This window comes from Chitinophaga solisilvae, assembly GCF_009928525.1.
Lineage (GTDB): Bacteria > Bacteroidota > Bacteroidia > Chitinophagales > Chitinophagaceae > Chitinophaga > Chitinophaga solisilvae.
On sequence record NZ_JAABOK010000007.1, the window covers coordinates 358,906 to 376,952 of the forward strand.

The following is an 18,047-nucleotide window of genomic DNA, read 5'->3' on the forward strand; positions in this document are numbered from 1 at the left end:
TATCTTTATAGATACGGTACCGTATGATTTGCGGATTCTAAAGTTGAGAAAATAATTTTAATTAAACGGACTATCGCCATCAAAATTATAACTGATGGCTGTTTTTCTGCTGCACTTGCACATATATGGCAGTCACCTGTTTTGGTTCTTCTTTTTCTTTCTGCTGGCGGTATTTCAGGTAATAGAAGATGGCAAAAAAGAGGAAAATTTTGGACAGTATGAAGATGATGATAAAAAATATTTTCCACCAGCGGTGAACAGAGATATGGCTGCCGTCTTTCGGCTGTATGTTAATAAAGGTATAGTTGGAGGAGGAATCCCCATAGCCGGCGCCGGCATATTCCCAGCGCGCCCTTTGCAGGATGCGGTCTTTTACTTCCATTGGCGGCAGTACTGCCTCATCGAAAGCTGCTTTCTCCAGGCGTCTTTCCACGAGATCTACTTCTGTATCCAGTTCAGGATACAGCTTTCTCATATGTTGCAGCTCCTCCGTTTCTGCTTCAGTGGCGAGCCCTAAAACATAAGATTCGATAATACCGCTTTCTATGTAAAATTTTAGTTCCAATTATCTTTTAAGAATTTTCTGAAAGCCTTCATGGACGCTCCCAGTATTTCATTTACCTCCGTTTCCGGCATTCCCAGCATACGGGCAATCGTTGCGACGGACAGTCCTTTAAAATAGCTTAGCCTGAACACCTGCTGTTCGGAGGCAGGTAATAGTATATAGAATTGTTGTAAAATTCCTTCTTCACGTTTCATCAGCTCCGTACCGGTCAATGCTGTATCCGGTATTGCTTCCTGAATAGACAACTCCCTTGTTTTACGCATTAGCCAGGCAAACAAAGTACGGTAGCCGGATGAACTGAATGATTCAATGTGTTGAAAAGCCCAGGTAAAAACCCTTACCATCACATCATTGGCCCTGTCTTTTATAGGCACCAACTGTAGCACAATACCATAAATACCAGCTGCGTAGCGGTCATACAACAGTTCCTTTGCTGTCTGATCCCCTTTCGTCAACCTTTCAATAAGCACTTGCTCACTAATATGTGTCAGATCTCTCCGCAAAAACGAAAAAAAGTTGTGCTACCCAATTTTAAGAATGCTAATATATAGCTTTCTGTAATAGGATCCATTTCTACTTATCAACAGGAAAAGCTGAAATGGACAACAATTTACAGCTCCATACGGTAAAGCCAGTACTGCTGCCCCAGTGCAACCGGCAACTCCCGTACCAGTTCAAATCCAAGCTGGTCGTACATCCGGCGCGCTTCCGGCATGAGGGTGCTGGTATGCAGCCCCAGGATTTTTTCTCCGGCGGCCCGCGCCTGCACGATGGCCATTTCCATCAGTTGCCGGCCGATGCCTCTTCTTCTGAAGTCAGGATGTACCGCCAGCCGGCGGATATAGGCCCAGTCTGCCGGATATACCGGCGTAGCCTTACCGGCAGGCACCAGAAATACCACTCCCACCAGTTGTTCTCCGGTGCTGCAGATAAAAGTGCGGGCTTCTGCCATTAATACCGCCAGCAACTTTTCATCTCCCTGGTTGCGCAGCAGCGTTTCCCGGTGTTCCGGCGCCAGCTGTGCCGCAAAGGAGGCGTAACTGATGCAGGAAAGCTCCAGGATACCCGCACGGTCAGCAGCAGTAGCCTCCCCATATTGCAGTGATATCATAGTCTGTGATTTAACAGGCCCGCCAACAAATAACACGGCCCGTTTGTTGGAATAAAATTACGATATGATTTTACTCATATTTATTCTTTCGAACCCTTGATAAATTTGTTCAAAACTATCAGGATGGCATATACGACAATTAACGATGCAGTACAACTTATTCAGTCTGGTCATACGGTTTTCATTCATACTGCCGCAGCTACTCCGCGTGAGCTTGTAAAGGCGATGGCAGCCAGAAGCCCGGAGCTGCGCCATGTGCGGCTTGTCAGCATACACACGGAATGGGAGGCTCCCTATGCTGATCCGGCCCATGCACAATCTTTTCAGATAGATACTTTTTTTGTCGGCAAGAATATACGCAAGGCTGTAAACGAAGGCCGGGCCAATTATGTGCCGATGTTTCTCAGCGAGATACCGCATTACTTCCGTACGCTGGAAGACCCTATTGATGTAGCATTGATTTCGGTATCACCACCGGATAAAAACGGGTACTGTACTTTAGGTGTTTCCTGCGATGTGTCCAAGGCAGCGATTGATGTGGCTAAAATCATTATTGCGGAGGTAAATCCCAATATGCCGCGTGTATTGGGAGATGGTGTCATTCACATTTCTAAAATCACAGCTGCGGTAGATGTGGACTATCCGATCTATGCCGCTGAAGTACGGCCTTCCAGCCACGTTGAACTGGCTATCGGCAAACATGCCGCCTCTCTGATAGACGACCGGGCTACGCTGCAGATGGGCATCGGTGGTATTCCCAATGCCGTGCTGCAATCGCTCTCTTCCCACAAGGATCTCGGTATTCACACAGAGATGTTTTCTGATGGCATCATCGACCTGGTAGAAAGAGGTGTCATTACCAACAAATATAAAGCTATACATCCCGGCCTGCTGGTATCCAGCTTTGCCATCGGCAGCCGCCGCCTGTACGATTTTATGGATAACAACCTGATTATCCGGCTGATGGATGTAGCGTATGTCAACAATCCTACTACTATCAGGAAAAATCCTAAAGTCACTGCCATCAACAGTGCAATAGAAATTGATATTTTCGGACAGGTATGTGCGGATTCCATTGGCTTCCGGCAATACAGCGGCGTAGGCGGCCAGATGGACTTTATGCGCGGTGCGGCGCTTTCTCCCGGCGGCAAGCCCATCATCGCTATTCCGTCTACCACTTCCGGCGGCATTTCCCGCATTGTTTCCCGGTTGCAACCCGGCGCCAGCGTAGTAACTACCCGTGCGCACGTGCATTACGTAGTCACAGAATACGGTATTGCACACCTGATGGGCAAAAACCTGAAACAACGCGCCCAGGCACTGATCAGCATTGCCCATCCCGATCACCGGGATCAACTGCAACGGGACGCCTTTGAGATCTTCAAGGTATTTTAGGCTTCCGCTCTAAAGCGATGGCGTATGAAGAAGTTACTACTCCCCGTGATACTATGCATTACGGTTGCAACGCATGCGCAGATTACGCAGAACGCAGCGCAACTATTACGCCTGTACGAAGATGATGATTTCTTTAACGTATGGGGAAGAGGTACTGATAAAGGCTACAGCAATGGCAGCAGTATCGGTTACGTATATATGAAAAAGAAACCATCGGTTTTCATCGACAACTGGTTGTTTCCGAAAGCCGGAAAGGACGCCGTTAATGTGTTCGACTGGGCGCTGATGCAGATTATGATTACGCCTAACCAGATTGCAGACACCAGTTTTCATCCGGAAGACTATTACTATGCCGGAGCGCTGTTTGCCACGCATGGTCTTACCTCTTATGATCCTGTTAAAAAATACAGCCTGCGGTCAGAAATAGTATTCGGCGTGCTGGGCCCCTGGTCGCTGGCAAAGGAAACACAAACCCTGTTTCATCATATCATCAACTACCGGCCGCCGGAAGGCTGGGAACACCAGGTTCCCAATTCGCCCCTGCTCAATTATAATTTCACCTACGAAAGAATGGTATGGGAATACCGCCGCAGCGGGGAAGTTGTTGCCGGCATTACCGGCAGGGCCGGCACGATGATTACCGGCTTTACAGCACAGGTATATGCCCGCTATGGCCTTATCAATCCCTATTTCGGGGATACCGATGTCCAACGCGCCATGCGCAGGAAATTTCAGCTGTATCTGATGGTCTGGCCGCAGTTCACCGCCGTTGCCTATAATGCGTTGCTGCAGGGCGGCATCTTCCGTTCCAGGGATACCAATTTTGAAGAACTGGAGGGAAAGCATACCTCGCATATGAGAAGGTTTTCCATCGGGCTGGACTATGGCATCGGAATCGGCATTGGCCGTACCTCCGTCTGCTACACCCAGCAAACGCGCACCGCCTGGATGAGTGGCACGGGAAAACATTCGGTCGGGAACATTACGCTGTTAATTCCGCTGTCCCCATCAACCAATTCGTCCCGCTAGTGTTATCTTCTTACAAACAAATCAATTATGCGCATTCACCACATAACAGCAGCAGCCTGTCTGGCTGCCCTTACCGCCTGCAGCGGCAGCACGCCCAAAGCCATGGACGGCAATCAGGATTCCGCCATGAACATACAGGCGGATAACAAAGGGAACATGGATGTACAGCCGATATCCGGCTATTTTGTAAAGAACTCCATCCAGCCGGCAGACAGTCTCACGTTCTGGCTGATTGATAATCAGCAATCATTTGACAGCCTGTTTGGAATGGCGAAGACCATGAATAACACTATTGACAAACCTGATTTCGGCACCCGGCTGGTAGTAGCCGCCACAATGCCAGCTACCTACTATGGCACGCAGATACAGCTGGAATCCGCCACCATAGATAATGTCAGTAATAATGCCGAAATGCATTTTGTTGCGCCGGCCAAAACAAAAAACTCTTATTCCGTACTGCCGTTATGGTTAGGTACTATTCCTAAAACGGGCAAGACCACCATTAAATTCTACACCGGCGATCAGCTGACCGCCACCATTACAACACCGGAGTAAAATGGTTGGTCACCACCTGAAACCGGAACCGGAAAATCTGTTCCAGTCTTCGTTTTACAAACAGGTAATGCGCCAGGCGGCCCAGCCATCCTAATGGCAGGCTGTAATGCACCAGGTCTGTCATTTCTATACCACCGGCCACCTCTTTAAAATGATGCTGGTGATGCCACATCCGGTAAGGCCCTGCGCGTTGTTCATCTACAAAATAAACGCCTTCGCGTACATGGGTGATTTCGGTTACCCACGTCAGCGGGATACCGGCCAGTGGACTCACCTTATAGGTAATGATAAGACCGGGATACACCGGACCTTCCTGTGGTGGAGAGGTAACCCGGAAACGCATGTCCGGCGGGGTAATATCTGCCAGGTTCTCAGGCATGGAAAAATAATCCCATACTTCCGGCAGGGAAGCCGGAATGAGCTGGGTGCGTTTTAAAACATATATACGGGACATAATGTAAAGATAATGAAAGCCCGCCGGCCACCAGCAAGGCTTTTATAATCTGCCGGCCCAAACCTGTTTATTCTCTTTCTGCTTTCCTCCGTTTTCGTAAGTTTGTAGAATATTTAATCAGACAGGTACATGTATCGATATATCAGGAGCTGGGCTTTCCCGCTGTTTTTTTTAATGATTTCCGTTCTACTGACCCGCTGCGCCAATATAGTGCCGCCCAGCGGAGGCCCGCGCGACAGCTTACCGCCTACCCTGCTGGCAGTGAATCCGAAAGACTCCTCCCTGCACTTCAAGAACAAGAAAGTATATTTTGTATTCGATGAATTTGTGGAACTCGATAATGTGAATGATAAAATCATCGTGTCTCCTACCCTGAAACGTACGCCCATCGTAACCGCCAAGCTGCATACCGTTACCATGGAAATCAAGGATACCCTGAAGGAAAACACCACCTACACCTTCAACTTTGCAGACGCCATCCGGGATATCAATGAACGGAATGCCATCCCCGACTTTCAGTATGTAGTATCTACCGGCAACTACCTGGATAGCTTACAGGTAACCGGGCAGCTGATAGATGCGGAAACAGGGAGGCCGGACAGTAACATCGCCGTGATGCTGTACCGTGGAGTTGAAGACTCCGTCGTATCCAAGGAGAAGCCCGTGTATTACGCCAAAACCAAAAGCGATGGCTCTTTCCGCTTTAAAAACCTGGCGCCGGGCAGCTATAAGATTTTTGCACTGAAAGAAGAAGACCGCGACCTCCAGTATAATCAGCCTTCAGAACTGATTGCCTTCCGTGAAGAGCCGGTAGTATTGAAAGAAAGCAATATAGCAGACATAAACATGCTGCTGTTTATGGAACGTGACAGTACCATTAAACCGCCGCCCGAACCTGTTGATTCAGCAGACCTGGACGAACCGGTGCAGGAAGAGAAAAAGAAAAAGCTGCCTAAACTGCAGGCCACGCCAACACTGGACGGAGGTCAGCAGGAACTGCCCCAGCCCATGACCATCACCTTTAACCTGCCTCTGAGAAACCTGGACAGCGCCAGGATGACGCTCGGCGAAGACAGTGCCTATACGCCTGTAACCTTTACCAGCACCATGGACTCTACCCATACCCGGCTGAGCATCGGTTACACCTGGAAAGAAGGACTGCCGTACCGCCTCATTATTCCGAAAGATGCGCCTACAGATACCGCAGGGCAGCAGCTGGCCCGTGCGGACACCATCAGCTTTAAAGCCAAGAAAGTCAGCGACTATGCTATCTTCAGCGGTACGCTGAAAATCAGCGACAGTACCCGCAACGCCCTGCACAACGATTCCATGCACTACGTTATTCAGCTCGTGCAGGACAAAACCATCAAATACTCCGGGGAAGCCGTTAACGGCTTATGGCTGCAGAAGTTCATCACACCGGGAGAATATGAAGTACGGGTGCTGCTGGATAAAAACGGTAACGGTAAATGGGATCGCGGCAATTACTATACCCAGCCTAAAAAGCAGCCGGAGCGGGTCATTCTCATCCCCGGCAAACAAAACCTGAAAGCATACTGGTCCGTTAAACAGACCATAGAAATATAATTTATTGGCGCTGCCCTGGCAATGCTGCGGGTACAGCGCCAATATTCCTAACTTTGCATTATGGTATTTTCCTCCGCCCTGATAGAGAACGCAGTAAATGAATTCGCCAGACTGCCGGGCATCGGTAAGAAAACGGCGCTGCGCCTGGTTTTGCACCTGCTGAAGCAGGAAACAGCCCAGGTACAGCAGTTTGGTGAAGCGATTGCCCGTATGCGGCAACAGATCAGGTTTTGCAAGGTTTGTCACAATGTATCCGATGAGGAACTGTGCAGCATCTGCAGCAGCCACTCCCGCCACCGCCACGTGGTGTGCCTGGTAGAGAGCATCCGGGATGTGATGGCGATTGAAAATACCCAGCAGTTCAATGGTCTGTATCATGTACTGGGCGGCATCATCTCTCCTATTGACGGTATCGGTCCGGAACAGTTAAACATACAATCCCTGGTAGACAGGGTGAAGCACGACGGTGTAGAAGAAGTGATTATGGCGCTGAGCCCGACCATTGAAGGCGATACCACCATTTATTACCTCTCCAAAAAGCTAAAGGAGTTCCCGGTAAAAATTACGACCATCGCCAGAGGCATCGCCTTCGGAGGCGAACTGGAATACGCCGACGAAATGACGCTCGCCCGCTCCATCTCCAACCGCCTGCCACTCGACAGCTACGTCAAACCCTGATCATGTGATTATTTAATTATTTGAGATTTGGTTATTTAAAATGCAGCGGAGATTTTCGCGTATACCTTATTCGCAATAATCTCCGCTGCATTTTAAATAACCAAATCTCAAATAATTAAATAACCAAAATAAATACGGGCGCTCAATAGCGCCCGTCTTCGTTTAACCTGTAATTCCACGTTATGAAAAGGTGTCATCGCCCTTTTTGGGATGGGCGCTGAAATATTTTATGATTGGTTTCTGATCCTTGTTGTTGCCGCAGTTCTTTCCAGCGCTTCATTTCGTATTTATTAAGGAAACATACCTTAAACACTTCTGACTGGCTGCCGTTGTTCACTTCCGGTACCGGGTGTAATCCCAGACTGGCTAGATGTTCACGGAGGGCATGGATATGTTTGGATATAGACATGATTTAAATTTGTTGTAATAAAGAGGGAGAACTAATGACAAATCTGTTCACTGTATATTAACAGCAACACCCTGGGATACAGCAGCCATGGAGCTGGGCGGCCTTTGCCGGGTTTATCAGTATGTTTAAATCATTTCGTTGCATGTTGTTTCTTATTACCCTACAAATATAGTAGACTTTATAGACTTCTACCAAATAAAACTTCTATTTATAGACAAAATCTATATCATACACTGCAGATATAATCAGCAAAACATTCGTATAAAAGCGTTGTCCGGACTTCAGATAACGGGGATTGAAAGATCTTAAAATAGTTTATCTTTACAGGATAATACGGGGTGGATTTGTTTATTGTTCGACCCTGTGTGCTCTTAAACTGAAACTAATAAACGCATTAAGAACATGAAATCTTTACAAGACTGCGCAAATGAGCGTGTGCTCATTATTGACGGTGCAATGGGCACCATGATTCAACGGTACAAACTCGAAGAATCAGATTACAGGGGAACCCGCTTTGCTGACTACCATAGTGATCTCAAAGGCAACAATGACCTCCTGAACCTCACACAGCCCCATATTATAGAAGCCATACATAAAGAGTACCTCGAAGCAGGCGCTGATATTATTGAAACCAATACTTTCAGCAGCACTTCCATAGCTATGGCTGACTATGATATGCAGGCACTGGCCTATGAACTGAATGTGGCTGCTGCCAGCATTGCCAAAAAAGCCGCCACAGAATATACCGCAAAGAATCCCGACAAGCCCCGCTTCGTTGCCGGCGCTATCGGACCATTGAACAAAACCCTCTCCCTCTCCCCGGATGTGAACAACCCCGGGTTCCGCTCCGTTACCTTCGATGAAGTAGCGGCAGCCTATGAGGAGCAGATCAAAGGCTTGTCAGACGGCGGCGTGGATATACTCCTCATCGAAACCATCTTCGATACGCTCAACTGCAAGGCCGCGATATACGCCATCAAAAAATACTTCCGAGAATCCGGCAAACCGGAACTGCCTGTCATGATCTCCGGTACCATCACGGATGCCTCCGGCAGAACCCTGAGCGGCCAGACCCTGGAAGCATTCTACATCTCCGTGATGCACGCCAATCCATTCTCTGTCGGACTGAACTGTGCACTCGGCGGACAACAGATGCGTCCTTACGTGGAAGAGCTTTCCAATATCGCCAGCTGCTATGTCAGCTGCTACCCGAATGCCGGCCTGCCTAACGCCTTCGGCGAATACGACGAGGAACCGGAAGATACTGCCTGCATCATCGAAGACTTTGCCTCATCAGGCTTTGTAAATATTGTTGGCGGCTGCTGCGGTACTACACCGGATCACATCCGCCACATTGCCATGCATGTGAAAAATATTAAACCCCGCACAAAGCCAGCACTGGCTGCAGCACTGGCATAACAAGGGTTCTACATTCTAAATTTGAGTAACAAGCAACATGAGCGCAACCATCATAAACAATACTGATACCAACGATATTGCTATTTCAGAGGAACAGCACCGGGTAATCAAACCATTTATGCGCCTGAGCGGCCTGGAACCGCTGGTAGTTCGTCCTGAAACCAACTTCATCAACGTAGGCGAAAGAACCAACGTAACCGGCTCCAAAAAATTTGCCCGCCTCATCCGCGAAGGCCTGTACGAAGAAGCCCTGTCCGTTGCCCGCCAGCAGGTGGAAAACGGCGCACAGATACTCGACGTTAACATGGACGATGCCCTGCTCGACGGCGAACTCGCCATGGCAACCTTCCTGAAACTCGTGGCCGCAGAACCGGACATCGCCCGTATCCCCATTATGATTGACTCCAGTAAGTTCAGTGTAATTGAGGCCGGCCTGAAATGCGTACAGGGTAAATGTATTGTAAACTCCATCTCCCTCAAGGAAGGTGAAGCCAAATTCATTGAACAGGCCTATATCTGTAAAAGCTACGGCGCCGCAGTAGTGGTAATGGCTTTCGATGAACACGGACAGGCTGATACGGAAGAAAAAAGAGTCAGCTTCAGCCACCGGGCTTATAAAATACTGACGGAAGTAGTAGGCTACGATCCGCAGGACATCATCTTCGATCCAAACATCTTCGCTATCGCAACCGGTATCGAGGAACATAATAACTACGCAGTAGAATTCATCAACGCCACCCACCGCATCAAGCAACTGATGCCGCTGGCAAAAGTGAGCGGCGGCGTAAGTAACGTTTCCTTCTCCTTCCGCGGTAATGAAACCGTGCGCGAAGCCATGCACTCCGTATTCCTGTTCCACGCCATCAAAGCAGGTATGGACATGGGTATCGTAAATGCAGGCATGCTGCAGATCTATGATGATATTGAACCGCAGCTCCGGGAACTTTGTGAGGATGCCATATTAAACCGCCGCGAAGATGCAACTGAAAGACTGATCCAGTTTGCCGACACCGTAAAGGCCAAAGGCAAAGTGGTGGAAAAGGATGAAACCTGGCGGCAGGGAACCGTGGAAGAAAGACTCAGCCACGCCCTCGTAAACGGTATCACCGATTATATTGATGCAGATACGGAAGAAGCACGCCAGAAATATCCGCGGCCGCTGGATGTAATTGAAGGCCCCCTGATGGATGGTATGAACATCGTCGGCGACCTCTTTGGCTCCGGTAAAATGTTCCTCCCCCAGGTCGTGAAAAGCGCCCGTGTAATGAAGAAATCTGTGGCGGTACTTACGCCATTCATTGAAGAGGAAAAACTGCGCAACCAGGCCCTGCACGGAGGAGAAATCAAATCCGCCGGAAAAATCCTGCTGGCTACCGTAAAGGGAGATGTGCACGACATCGGTAAAAACATCGTAGGCGTAGTACTCGCCTGTAACGGATATGAAATAGTAGACCTCGGCGTAATGGTGCCTGCTGAAAAAATTCTGCAGACAGCCCGCCAGGAAAAGGTAGATATCATCGGACTGAGCGGCCTGATTACGCCCAGCCTGGATGAGATGGTACACGTAGCCCGTGAACTGAAAAGACAGGAATTTGATATTCCGCTGATCATCGGCGGCGCTACCACCTCCCGTACACATACTGCCGTGAAAATTGCGCAGGAATACACCCATGGCGTAGTGCACGTACTGGATGCTTCCCGCAGTGTAACCGTTACCGGAAGCCTGCTGAACAAAGCTCTGAAGAAAGATTTCCTCTCTGCCGTACAGGAAGAATACAGAAAGCTCAACGAATCTTTCAAAAATAAAAAACCGACAAAACAGTACCTGACGATAGCCGCTGCACAGGAAAACAATGCGAAGATTGACTGGGACAAGTTTACGCCTGTTAAGCCGAAATTCACCGGCATCAAGGCTTTCGAAGACTATGACCTGGCAGAAATTGCAAAGTATATTGACTGGCAGCCATTCTTCATCGCCTGGGAATTACATGGTAAATTCCCGCAGATCCTGACAGATGAGGTAGTAGGCGTTGAAGCCACCAGGCTCTACAACGATGCGCAGGAGCTGCTGAAGAAAGTTATCAGTGAAAAATGGCTGGGCGCCAAAGCCGTTATCGGCATTTACCCGGCTGTCAGAACCGCTCCCGACACCATCCAGGTGACGCCTGAACAGACTGAAATTGCCCCGGTTAAGCTGGAATTCCTGCGTCAGCAGATCAAGAAGGCGCCCGGGCAACCTAACCAGTCACTCGCGGATTATATCGCCCCTGCAGCTGCAGGCAAAACCGATTACATCGGCGGATTTGCCGTAACAGCGGGTATCGGCATTGAAAAATGGCTCGATAAATTCAAGGCGGAGCATGACGACTACAACAGTATCATGCTGAAAGCCCTGGCAGACAGGCTTGCGGAAGCCTTTACAGAACTGATGCACGAACGCGTGCGCAAGGAGTTCTGGGGTTATGCCAGCGATGAACACCTGAGCAACGAAGCACTGATTAAAGAAGAATACATGGGAATACGCCCGGCGCCAGGCTACCCTGCCTGTCCGGAGCATACCGAGAAATACAAATTATTCGACCTCCTGGATGCCACTACCAACACCGGCATTACCCTCACTGAATCCCTGGCCATGTACCCTGCTGCCAGCGTCAGCGGATGGTATTTTGCCAATCCGGAATCCAAATATTTCGGTCTGGGAAAAATTGAAAAAGACCAGGTAGAAGACTATGCCGCCCGCAAAGGCTGGACAGTGGAGGAAGCCGAGAAGTGGCTGAGGCCTAATCTGGAATATGATATATAGTTCGTACAATATGAATTACGAATTACAAATTGCGAATTACGAATGAGGAGCGAAGACATAAGCAAAGAAGTAAATTCTTTATCCGCTTATGTCTTCGCTCCTCATTCGTAATTCGTAATTCGCAATTCGTAATTATTTACAAAATGGTTTGTTATGAGAATTGTTTCCTACAATGTAAACGGCCTCCGGTCCGCCATGACCAAGGGTTTTACCGAATGGCTGCAAACGGATCCTGCAGATGTTATCTGCTTACAGGAAATCAAAGCGCATCAGGAGAATGTAGACTTCCAGCAGTTTGACAAGCTGGGCTATGAGCACTACTGGTATCCGGCACAAAAGAAGGGTTATAGTGGGGTGGCCGTGCTGACGCGCATAAAACCTGATTTTGTGCAGTATGGCAGCGGCCATGAACAGAGTGACACAGAAGGCCGTTTTATCCGGCTGGATTTCGGCGATCTGACCCTGATTAATACCTACTTCCCTTCGGGCACCAGCGGGGACCTCAGGCAGACCTACAAATACCAGTGGCTGGATGAGTTCTTTGCCTACCTGGAAGAGCTGAAGAAAACCCGTCCTAATCTGGTGGTATGCGGAGATTACAACATCTGCCATAAACCGATAGATATTCATGATCCTGTCAGCAATAAGAACTCTACCGGTTTTCTGCCGGAAGAACGGGCCTGGATGGATAGATTCTTTGCCAGCGGGTTCGTGGACAGCTTCCGGCATTTCAATCCGGATCCGCACCAGTACAGCTGGTGGAGCTTCCGGGCCAATGCGCGGAACAATAACAAAGGCTGGCGTATCGATTATATCAACGTTACCTCGCCGCTGAAAGAGAAGCTGAAACATGCCGCTATTTATCAGGAAGTGAAACATTCAGATCACTGCCCGGTATTTGTAGAGCTGGCCCTGTAATGGTTTCCGGCCATATATTAATATGGGAATACTAATCCAGACAACAAGATGATTATTTACAACGTTACCACAAAAGTGGCCACAGATACGCATTTGTCGTGGTTGAAATGGATGCGGGAAGAACATATTCCGGCTATGCTCAACACCGGCTTGTTCCATGATTGCCGCATCTGCCGGTTATTGGAGCAGGATGATACCGAGGGACCCACCTATGCGATCCAGTACTTCACAGACAGTACGGAGAACTATCAGCGCTTCAGAAGCGAGCACGAACAAGCCCTGCGGCAAAGGGGTTACGACCTTTTCGGCGATCGTTTTATTGCCTTTAATACCATTATGCAGGTGGTGTAAACCATGCTTAACAATTAAACTTATCCACAGGAAATTCACTATTTTCAAGGCATTTGTAGTTTGGTACAATACTTGAAAAGAGGGGGCGGTAACAGTCGAAATACTGGCAAATTAGCTATGGCACAGGGTTTTATGTATTTCTGCTAAAGTCATCGGCTTTAGCGGGAAGGTGACCAATCAGCTGTAACCGTTACCAGTAGCGTTTTTCAGCCGATAAAAATTTCTATAAAAAAGTTGTAAAAAATTTGGTAATCTGATAAAACGCGCTATATTTGCTCACATCAAACATTTTTTCACTAGTTAAATCTTACTAACTATGAACAAAGCCGAATTAATCGACAAGCTTGCAAAAGACGCAGCTATCACTAAAACCCAAGCTAACGAAGCTCTGGATTCTTTCACCAAAGCTGTTGCTGATACCCTGAAAAAAGGTGGTAAAGTAACTTTGGTTGGTTTCGGTACTTTCTCCGTTTCCAAACGTGCTGCACGTAACGGTAGAAACCCACAGACCGGTCAGATCATCAAGATCAAGGCTAAGAAAGTTGCTAAATTCAAAGCTGGTAAAGCTTTATCTGATAAGCTCTAATCAGTTAGCACAACTTATTCAAGCAAGGAACAATCATGTTTCTTGCTTTTTTTTTATATAGAACCCGGACTGTAGACTATTTCGGCTATTTGCAGTAATTTGCAGCCTGATAACATCATATTAAAAAACAAAACTCAAATCATTCATCATGGGTAGAGGAGATATCAAAACCAAAAGAGGTAAAATCTTCAGCAAATCTTTCGGTAAAGTAAGACCGTCTAAAACAAGAAAATCTGCTACAGCCGCTAAAGCTGAGAAAAAAGCATAAACATTTTATTATTTAATTATTTGAGATTTGGTCATTTACAATGCAGCGGAGATATAAGCGAATATAATCTGCCAGGATCTCCGGTGTATTGTAAATGGCCAAATCTCAAATAATTAAATCTCAGATAGTAAAATGCTCAGGGCGCTAAACGCTCTATCTTCCAGCTGCCGGTAGGTGTGAGGGTATATAAAATACGGTCATGCAAACGGCTGCTTCTTCCCTGCCAGAATTCCATTACGCTGGGCTTTACCACATAGCCACCCCAATAATCCGGCCGCTGAGGCGTTTCCTTCTCATATTTTGATGCCACCTGATCCACCTGTTCTTCCAGAAAAGAACGGCCCGGAATCACCTTACTTTGAGGCGACGCGATTGCCCCGATACGGCTCCCCAGAGGACGGCTGTTATAGTACTCATTATTAATAGCCATAGATGCCTTGCTGACCGTGCCTTCTATACGTACCTGACGCTCCAGTTCCCGCCAGAAGAAAAGCAATGTCACGTGCGGATTCAGTGCCAGCTCCTGCCCTTTGCGGCTTTCATAATTGGTAAAAAACACAAACCCTTCCTCGTCGAAACTCTTCAGCAACACAATACGTGCAGAAGGATGGCCGTCCGGCGTACTGGTTGCCAGCGTCATGGCATTAGGCTCCTCTACCTCGCTGCTGGTTGCATCGTGCCACCATTTCTCAAACTGCTGCAACGGGTACGGCGCCACATCGCCCTCATCCAGTGAGGTCAGCCTGTAATCCTTCCTTAAATCAGCGACTTTCTGGTTTAACATGGTCTGTAGAATTTTATTGGTTTAAACCTGTATAGCAAAGGTATGGAAGGATAATAGTAATTTTGAAGACCTGATATAAATCATAGTATGAAAAGAGCTTTCCTATTGTTCATCCTGGCAACGACGGCGTTGCTCTCCTGTCATAACAACCGGCAGCCGGAAGAAAAGAATGAAAAGGCGCCCGTCATTATTCCGCTGGTCACCACACCTTTTTATTATGCACAACTTAAAGGCCAGGTAGGCGGCCGGATGATTACCATGCAACTGCTTAAACTGGCTCCGCACCTTTTCCGTGGCTATTACAGCTATGACAGCGCGGGCGTGCCTATCAGTATCTGGGGTAGTGAGGACTCCGATCAGGTTAAAATTTATGAAGATAATGCCAGTAAGGAAGAAGAACGCTTCTTTGGTGGCAAACTCACTGACGATGGCTATTTCATGGGAGTATGGCATGGAGACAGCACCTCCTTTCATTTTGAATTGCATACAGACATGAATAAATGTATGCCGCTCAATATATACTACAGTACCGACTCTGTAAAGCTGGTGCCCTCCATGGCGGCCTCGCCGGTAGGTACGGCCTCCAACAGTATTATCTGGCCAGACTCCTCCGCCGATTCCACCCTCAGCAAATTCCTTATACAGGAAATCACCGGCAGCGCAAAAATCAATGACCCGCACAAGTACGTGCGAAAAGCAGTGGATTCCTTTGTACTGGGTTATCGCCTCGCCGCCAGGGATGTTGACAGCGCAGAAATTGCCTCCACTTCCTCCGCTTCCTGGAACTGGACTGCCGAAAACGATATGAAGGTGGTATGGAATACCTGGCCGTTACTTGTGATAGAAAAGTATGTATACGACTTCACCGGCGGGGCGCACGGCAACTGGGGCTCCAGCTACAAGACACTGGATCTTGCAAAAAAAGAAGTACTTACCCCCGAAAAAGTTTTTAAACCCGGCTACAAGGAAGCCCTGGCTCCCTTCCTGGACAAGGCTTTCCGTAAAAAATTCCATATAGACGAAGACGAATCCCTCGATCAGAGCCTGCTGGTAAAAACCATTACACCCAACAACAATTTCATCATGACCGATAAAGGCGTGGCATTCAGTTACAGCCCTTATGAAATAGGCCCTTATGCACTGGGGCAGGTGACGCTCTTTGTGCCGCTTTCCGAGATAAAAAACCTGATGAAATAGTTTTCATTTTAATTATTTTATTATTTGAGATTTACATAAGAGCGAAGACCTGAGCGGAATAATATCTGCTCAGGTCTTCGCTCTTATGTAAATCTCAAATAGTAAAATAATAAAATGAAATTATCCCTGCACCAACGTCCCTACGTTCTTACCCATAATTACATTCAACAGATTACCAGGTTTGTTCATGTCAAATACGATGATGGGCAGCTTGTTTTCCTGACAGAGGGTGAAAGCTGTCATATCCATGACGTTGAGTGATTTCTGGTATACTTCAGAGAAGGTAATGGTTTCGTAGCGGGTAGCGGATTTGTCTTTCTCCGGATCCGCGGTGTAGATACCATCTACGCGGGTTCCTTTGAGGATCACATCTGCCTGGATTTCGATGGCACGGAGGGAGGCAGCGGTATCGGTAGTAAAGTAAGGGTTACCGGTACCTGCGCCGAATATTACTACGCGGCCTTTTTCCACGTGGCGGATGGCGCGGCGGCGGATGTAAGGTTCTGCGATTTGTTCCATTTTAATGGCTGACTGGAGACGGGTGTACAGTCCTATTTTTTCGAGTCCGCTTTGCAGGGCCATTCCATTGATAACGGTTGCCAGCATTCCCATATAATCTCCCTGGGCTCTTTCAATACCGGTTTCAGCTTCGTTCATTCCGCGGTAAATATTACCACCACCTATTACAATGGCAACCTGCACACCGAGGTCTGTAACAGCTTTTATATCGTAGGCATACTGGGAAATTACCTTATGATCAATACCATAATTTGCATCCCCCATCAGGGCCTCACCGCTCAATTTGAGCAAAATTCGCTTATACTTTGGCAACATGACGCTATAAATATTGTAAGATGTATAATCCTAAGATACAATTTTTAGCTGTTAGGTGTTCGTCTTTAGCGATTAGCAGTGGCTAAAGGCTCACAACCAGCGGCTATTTTTTTCTGCGCAAAAAAAAGGAGAGAAACTTAATTCTCTCCTTTTTTTTAATATGATCAGATTAACCTAAAGCGATTCGCTTGAAGCTAGCCACTTTCAGGTCAGCATCTACTGATTTCAGGTAATCCGCTACGGATTTATTGTTATCCTTAACGAAGGCCTGAGCCAGCAGGGTGCTTTCTTTGAAGAATTTATTCACTTTACCTACGGCAATTTTCTCAGCCATTTCAGCTGGTTTGCCTTCAGCTTTCACCTGCTCAACAGCGATTTCTTTTTCGCGTGCGATCAGTTCAGCAGGAACGCTGTCAGCGTCTACTGCGATCGGGTTCATTGCAGCGATCTGCATAGCGATATCTTTACCTACTTCTTCAGTAACAGGTTTAGAGAAAGCTACGAGTACGCCCATACGGTAGTTACCGTGGATGTAGGCAGTTACGCCACCAGCTTCAACGTATTCGAATTTATTGAGGGTGATTTTTTCACCGATTTTTGCAACCTGGTCGTTTACTTTATCAGCAACGGTAGCACCGTCGAGTTCAGCAGCGTTCAGGTCTTCAATAGTTTTAATACCTTTAGACAGGGCGAGGTCAACGATAGCCTGTGCAAATTTCACGAAGTCTTCGTTTTTAGCCACGAAATCAGTTTCACAACCCAGACCTACGATAACACCGGATTTACCATCAGCTGAAGTTTTAGCGATGATAACGCCTTCTTTGGTTTCACGGTCGGAGCGCAGCGCAGCTACTTTCTGACCTTTCTTACGCAGGTAGTCTACTGCTTTTTCAAAATCGCCATCACTTTCTACCAGTGCCTTTCTGCAATCCATCATACCCGCACCAGTTTGCTGACGCAGTTTGTTTACATCAGCTGCTGTAATTGTTGCCATGAGCTATATTGATTTAAGAGAATTAAATAATTGATTTTTGGATAAACTGATTTTCAGACTTAAAATATTTGAAATGCAGCGAAGGTACCAAAAGGTCTTCGCTGCATTCA

General features: G+C 47.5%; 20 protein-coding genes. 12 read left to right on the forward strand and 8 right to left on the reverse strand.

The genetic code is table 11. The annotated features are described in order from the left end of the window. Positions 1-85 precede the first annotated feature (85 nt). The 3 genes from GWG06_RS17050 to GWG06_RS17060 all read right to left on the reverse strand — a co-directional run bounded on the left by GWG06_RS17050 (position 86) and on the right by GWG06_RS17060 (position 1,676). A complete protein-coding gene (locus GWG06_RS17050) occupies positions 86-565 on the reverse strand; it encodes a hypothetical protein (protein ID WP_127041856.1) in 480 nt (159 codons plus the stop codon). Beyond that, positions 556-1,020 (reverse strand): RNA polymerase sigma factor, encoded by a 465-nt coding sequence (locus GWG06_RS17055; RefSeq protein WP_160714609.1) that lies wholly within the window; start codon positions 1,018-1,020, stop codon positions 556-558. Before GWG06_RS17055 ends, GWG06_RS17050 begins: the two co-directional genes overlap by 10 nt. Positions 1,021-1,175: 155 nt before the next feature. Beyond that, positions 1,176-1,676 (reverse strand): GNAT family N-acetyltransferase, encoded by a 501-nt coding sequence (locus GWG06_RS17060; RefSeq protein WP_160714611.1) that lies wholly within the window; start codon positions 1,674-1,676, stop codon positions 1,176-1,178. Between the two features lie 123 nt (positions 1,677-1,799). Between GWG06_RS17060 and GWG06_RS17065 the strand changes: the two genes are divergently transcribed. Genes GWG06_RS17065 through GWG06_RS17075 form a run of 3 tightly spaced genes read left to right on the forward strand, consistent with a single transcriptional unit; the run spans position 1,800 to position 4,655 of the window. Beyond that, positions 1,800-3,071: an acetyl-CoA hydrolase/transferase family protein gene (locus GWG06_RS17065; RefSeq protein ID WP_160714613.1), complete on the forward strand. Its 1,272-nt coding sequence runs from the start codon at positions 1,800-1,802 to the stop codon at positions 3,069-3,071. Between the two features lie 24 nt (positions 3,072-3,095). Next, positions 3,096-4,100: a lipid A deacylase LpxR family protein gene (locus tag GWG06_RS17070; RefSeq protein WP_160714615.1), complete on the forward strand. Its 1,005-nt coding sequence runs from the start codon at positions 3,096-3,098 to the stop codon at positions 4,098-4,100. Between the two features lie 27 nt (positions 4,101-4,127). Next, positions 4,128-4,655, forward strand: coding sequence for a hypothetical protein (locus GWG06_RS17075; protein ID WP_160714617.1), 528 nt, complete (start codon positions 4,128-4,130; stop codon positions 4,653-4,655). On the opposite strand, the gene GWG06_RS17080 is transcribed toward GWG06_RS17075, so the two are convergent. Continuing rightward, positions 4,639-5,109, reverse strand: coding sequence for an SRPBCC family protein (locus GWG06_RS17080; protein WP_127041844.1), 471 nt, complete (start codon positions 5,107-5,109; stop codon positions 4,639-4,641). The two genes, GWG06_RS17075 and GWG06_RS17080, sit on opposite strands and share 17 nt — an antisense overlap. A 129-nt stretch (positions 5,110-5,238) precedes the next feature. On the opposite strand from GWG06_RS17080, the gene GWG06_RS17085 reads away from it, so the two are divergent. Both GWG06_RS17085 and recR read left to right on the forward strand, forming a co-directional pair. After that, positions 5,239-6,696 carry an Ig-like domain-containing protein gene (locus tag GWG06_RS17085; protein WP_160714619.1) on the forward strand — a complete coding sequence of 486 codons (1,458 nt, stop codon included), beginning with the start codon at positions 5,239-5,241 and terminating at the stop codon, positions 6,694-6,696. 60 nt (positions 6,697-6,756) lie between these two features. Further along, positions 6,757-7,374, forward strand: a complete 618-nt coding sequence (gene recR / locus GWG06_RS17090; protein WP_127041840.1) for a recombination mediator RecR — start codon at positions 6,757-6,759, stop codon at positions 7,372-7,374. Between the two features lie 193 nt (positions 7,375-7,567). Here the strand turns inward: recR and GWG06_RS17095 are convergent, their stop codons facing one another. Next, entirely contained in the window at positions 7,568-7,783 is a 216-nt protein-coding gene (locus GWG06_RS17095) for a hypothetical protein (RefSeq protein ID WP_127041838.1), read from the reverse strand. Positions 7,784-8,185: 402 nt separating this feature from the next. On the opposite strand from GWG06_RS17095, the gene GWG06_RS17100 reads away from it, so the two are divergent. From GWG06_RS17100 to GWG06_RS17125, 6 genes are all read left to right on the forward strand, one after another. Further along, the gene (locus GWG06_RS17100; protein WP_160714621.1) at positions 8,186-9,202 is read left to right on the forward strand and encodes a homocysteine S-methyltransferase family protein; all 1,017 of its coding nucleotides are present in this window, start codon (positions 8,186-8,188) and stop codon (positions 9,200-9,202) included. 37 nt (positions 9,203-9,239) lie between these two features. Then, a complete protein-coding gene (metH, locus tag GWG06_RS17105) occupies positions 9,240-12,005 on the forward strand; it encodes a methionine synthase (protein ID WP_160714623.1) in 2,766 nt (921 codons plus the stop codon). A 153-nt stretch (positions 12,006-12,158) separates the two neighbouring features. Continuing rightward, the gene (locus tag GWG06_RS17110; RefSeq protein WP_160714625.1) at positions 12,159-12,923 is read left to right on the forward strand and encodes an exodeoxyribonuclease III; all 765 of its coding nucleotides are present in this window, start codon (positions 12,159-12,161) and stop codon (positions 12,921-12,923) included. A gap of 48 nt (positions 12,924-12,971) precedes the next feature. Further along, positions 12,972-13,274: a DUF4286 family protein gene (locus GWG06_RS17115; protein WP_127041830.1), complete on the forward strand. Its 303-nt coding sequence runs from the start codon at positions 12,972-12,974 to the stop codon at positions 13,272-13,274. A gap of 316 nt (positions 13,275-13,590) precedes the next feature. Further along, positions 13,591-13,860 carry an HU family DNA-binding protein gene (locus GWG06_RS17120; RefSeq protein WP_029465307.1) on the forward strand — a complete coding sequence of 90 codons (270 nt, stop codon included), beginning with the start codon at positions 13,591-13,593 and terminating at the stop codon, positions 13,858-13,860. 148 nt (positions 13,861-14,008) lie between these two features. Continuing rightward, the gene (locus GWG06_RS17125; RefSeq protein WP_127041828.1) at positions 14,009-14,128 is read left to right on the forward strand and encodes a 30S ribosomal protein THX; all 120 of its coding nucleotides are present in this window, start codon (positions 14,009-14,011) and stop codon (positions 14,126-14,128) included. Positions 14,129-14,264: 136 nt separating this feature from the next. Here GWG06_RS17125 and pdxH read toward each other — a convergent pair whose 3' ends face one another. Next, on the reverse strand, positions 14,265-14,912 hold the full coding sequence (gene pdxH, locus GWG06_RS17130; protein ID WP_160714627.1) for a pyridoxamine 5'-phosphate oxidase: 648 nt from the start codon (positions 14,910-14,912) through the stop codon (positions 14,265-14,267). An 87-nt stretch (positions 14,913-14,999) separates the two neighbouring features. Here pdxH and GWG06_RS17135 point away from each other — a divergent pair, with 87 nt between their 5' ends. Then, complete coding sequence (locus GWG06_RS17135) at positions 15,000-16,109, forward strand: DUF3298 domain-containing protein (protein ID WP_127041824.1); 1,110 nt, start codon at positions 15,000-15,002, stop codon at positions 16,107-16,109. 120 nt (positions 16,110-16,229) lie between these two features. Here GWG06_RS17135 and pyrH read toward each other — a convergent pair whose 3' ends face one another. Both pyrH and tsf read right to left on the reverse strand, forming a co-directional pair. Continuing rightward, positions 16,230-16,919: a UMP kinase gene (gene pyrH / locus GWG06_RS17140; RefSeq protein WP_476695788.1), complete on the reverse strand. Its 690-nt coding sequence runs from the start codon at positions 16,917-16,919 to the stop codon at positions 16,230-16,232. Positions 16,920-17,112: 193 nt separating this feature from the next. After that, positions 17,113-17,937 (reverse strand): translation elongation factor Ts, encoded by an 825-nt coding sequence (tsf, locus tag GWG06_RS17145; RefSeq protein WP_127044413.1) that lies wholly within the window; start codon positions 17,935-17,937, stop codon positions 17,113-17,115. Between the last annotated feature and the right edge of the window lie 110 nt (positions 17,938-18,047).

Bases quoted from the DNA above. Each gene is read 5' to 3' on its own strand.
- GWG06_RS17095 (WP_127041838.1), bottom strand. From the start codon at position 7,783: ATGTCTATATCCAAACATATCCATGCCCTCCGTGAACATCTAGCCAGT.
- GWG06_RS17085 (WP_160714619.1), top strand. From the start codon at position 5,239: ATGTATCGATATATCAGGAGCTGGGCTTTCCCGCTGTTTTTTTTAATG.
- GWG06_RS17100 (WP_160714621.1), top strand. From the start codon at position 8,186: ATGAAATCTTTACAAGACTGCGCAAATGAGCGTGTGCTCATTATTGAC.
- metH (WP_160714623.1), top strand. From the start codon at position 9,240: ATGAGCGCAACCATCATAAACAATACTGATACCAACGATATTGCTATT.
- GWG06_RS17080 (WP_127041844.1), bottom strand. From the start codon at position 5,109: ATGTCCCGTATATATGTTTTAAAACGCACCCAGCTCATTCCGGCTTCC.
- pdxH (WP_160714627.1), bottom strand. From the start codon at position 14,912: ATGTTAAACCAGAAAGTCGCTGATTTAAGGAAGGATTACAGGCTGACC.
- GWG06_RS17115 (WP_127041830.1), top strand. From the start codon at position 12,972: ATGATTATTTACAACGTTACCACAAAAGTGGCCACAGATACGCATTTG.
- GWG06_RS17075 (WP_160714617.1), top strand. From the start codon at position 4,128: ATGCGCATTCACCACATAACAGCAGCAGCCTGTCTGGCTGCCCTTACC.
- GWG06_RS17135 (WP_127041824.1), top strand. From the start codon at position 15,000: ATGAAAAGAGCTTTCCTATTGTTCATCCTGGCAACGACGGCGTTGCTC.
- GWG06_RS17120 (WP_029465307.1), top strand. From the start codon at position 13,591: ATGAACAAAGCCGAATTAATCGACAAGCTTGCAAAAGACGCAGCTATC.
- GWG06_RS17070 (WP_160714615.1), top strand. From the start codon at position 3,096: ATGAAGAAGTTACTACTCCCCGTGATACTATGCATTACGGTTGCAACG.
- recR (WP_127041840.1), top strand. From the start codon at position 6,757: ATGGTATTTTCCTCCGCCCTGATAGAGAACGCAGTAAATGAATTCGCC.
- GWG06_RS17125 (WP_127041828.1), top strand. From the start codon at position 14,009: ATGGGTAGAGGAGATATCAAAACCAAAAGAGGTAAAATCTTCAGCAAA.
- GWG06_RS17110 (WP_160714625.1), top strand. From the start codon at position 12,159: ATGAGAATTGTTTCCTACAATGTAAACGGCCTCCGGTCCGCCATGACC.
- tsf (WP_127044413.1), bottom strand. From the start codon at position 17,937: ATGGCAACAATTACAGCAGCTGATGTAAACAAACTGCGTCAGCAAACT.
- GWG06_RS17060 (WP_160714611.1), bottom strand. From the start codon at position 1,676: ATGATATCACTGCAATATGGGGAGGCTACTGCTGCTGACCGTGCGGGT.
- GWG06_RS17065 (WP_160714613.1), top strand. From the start codon at position 1,800: ATGGCATATACGACAATTAACGATGCAGTACAACTTATTCAGTCTGGT.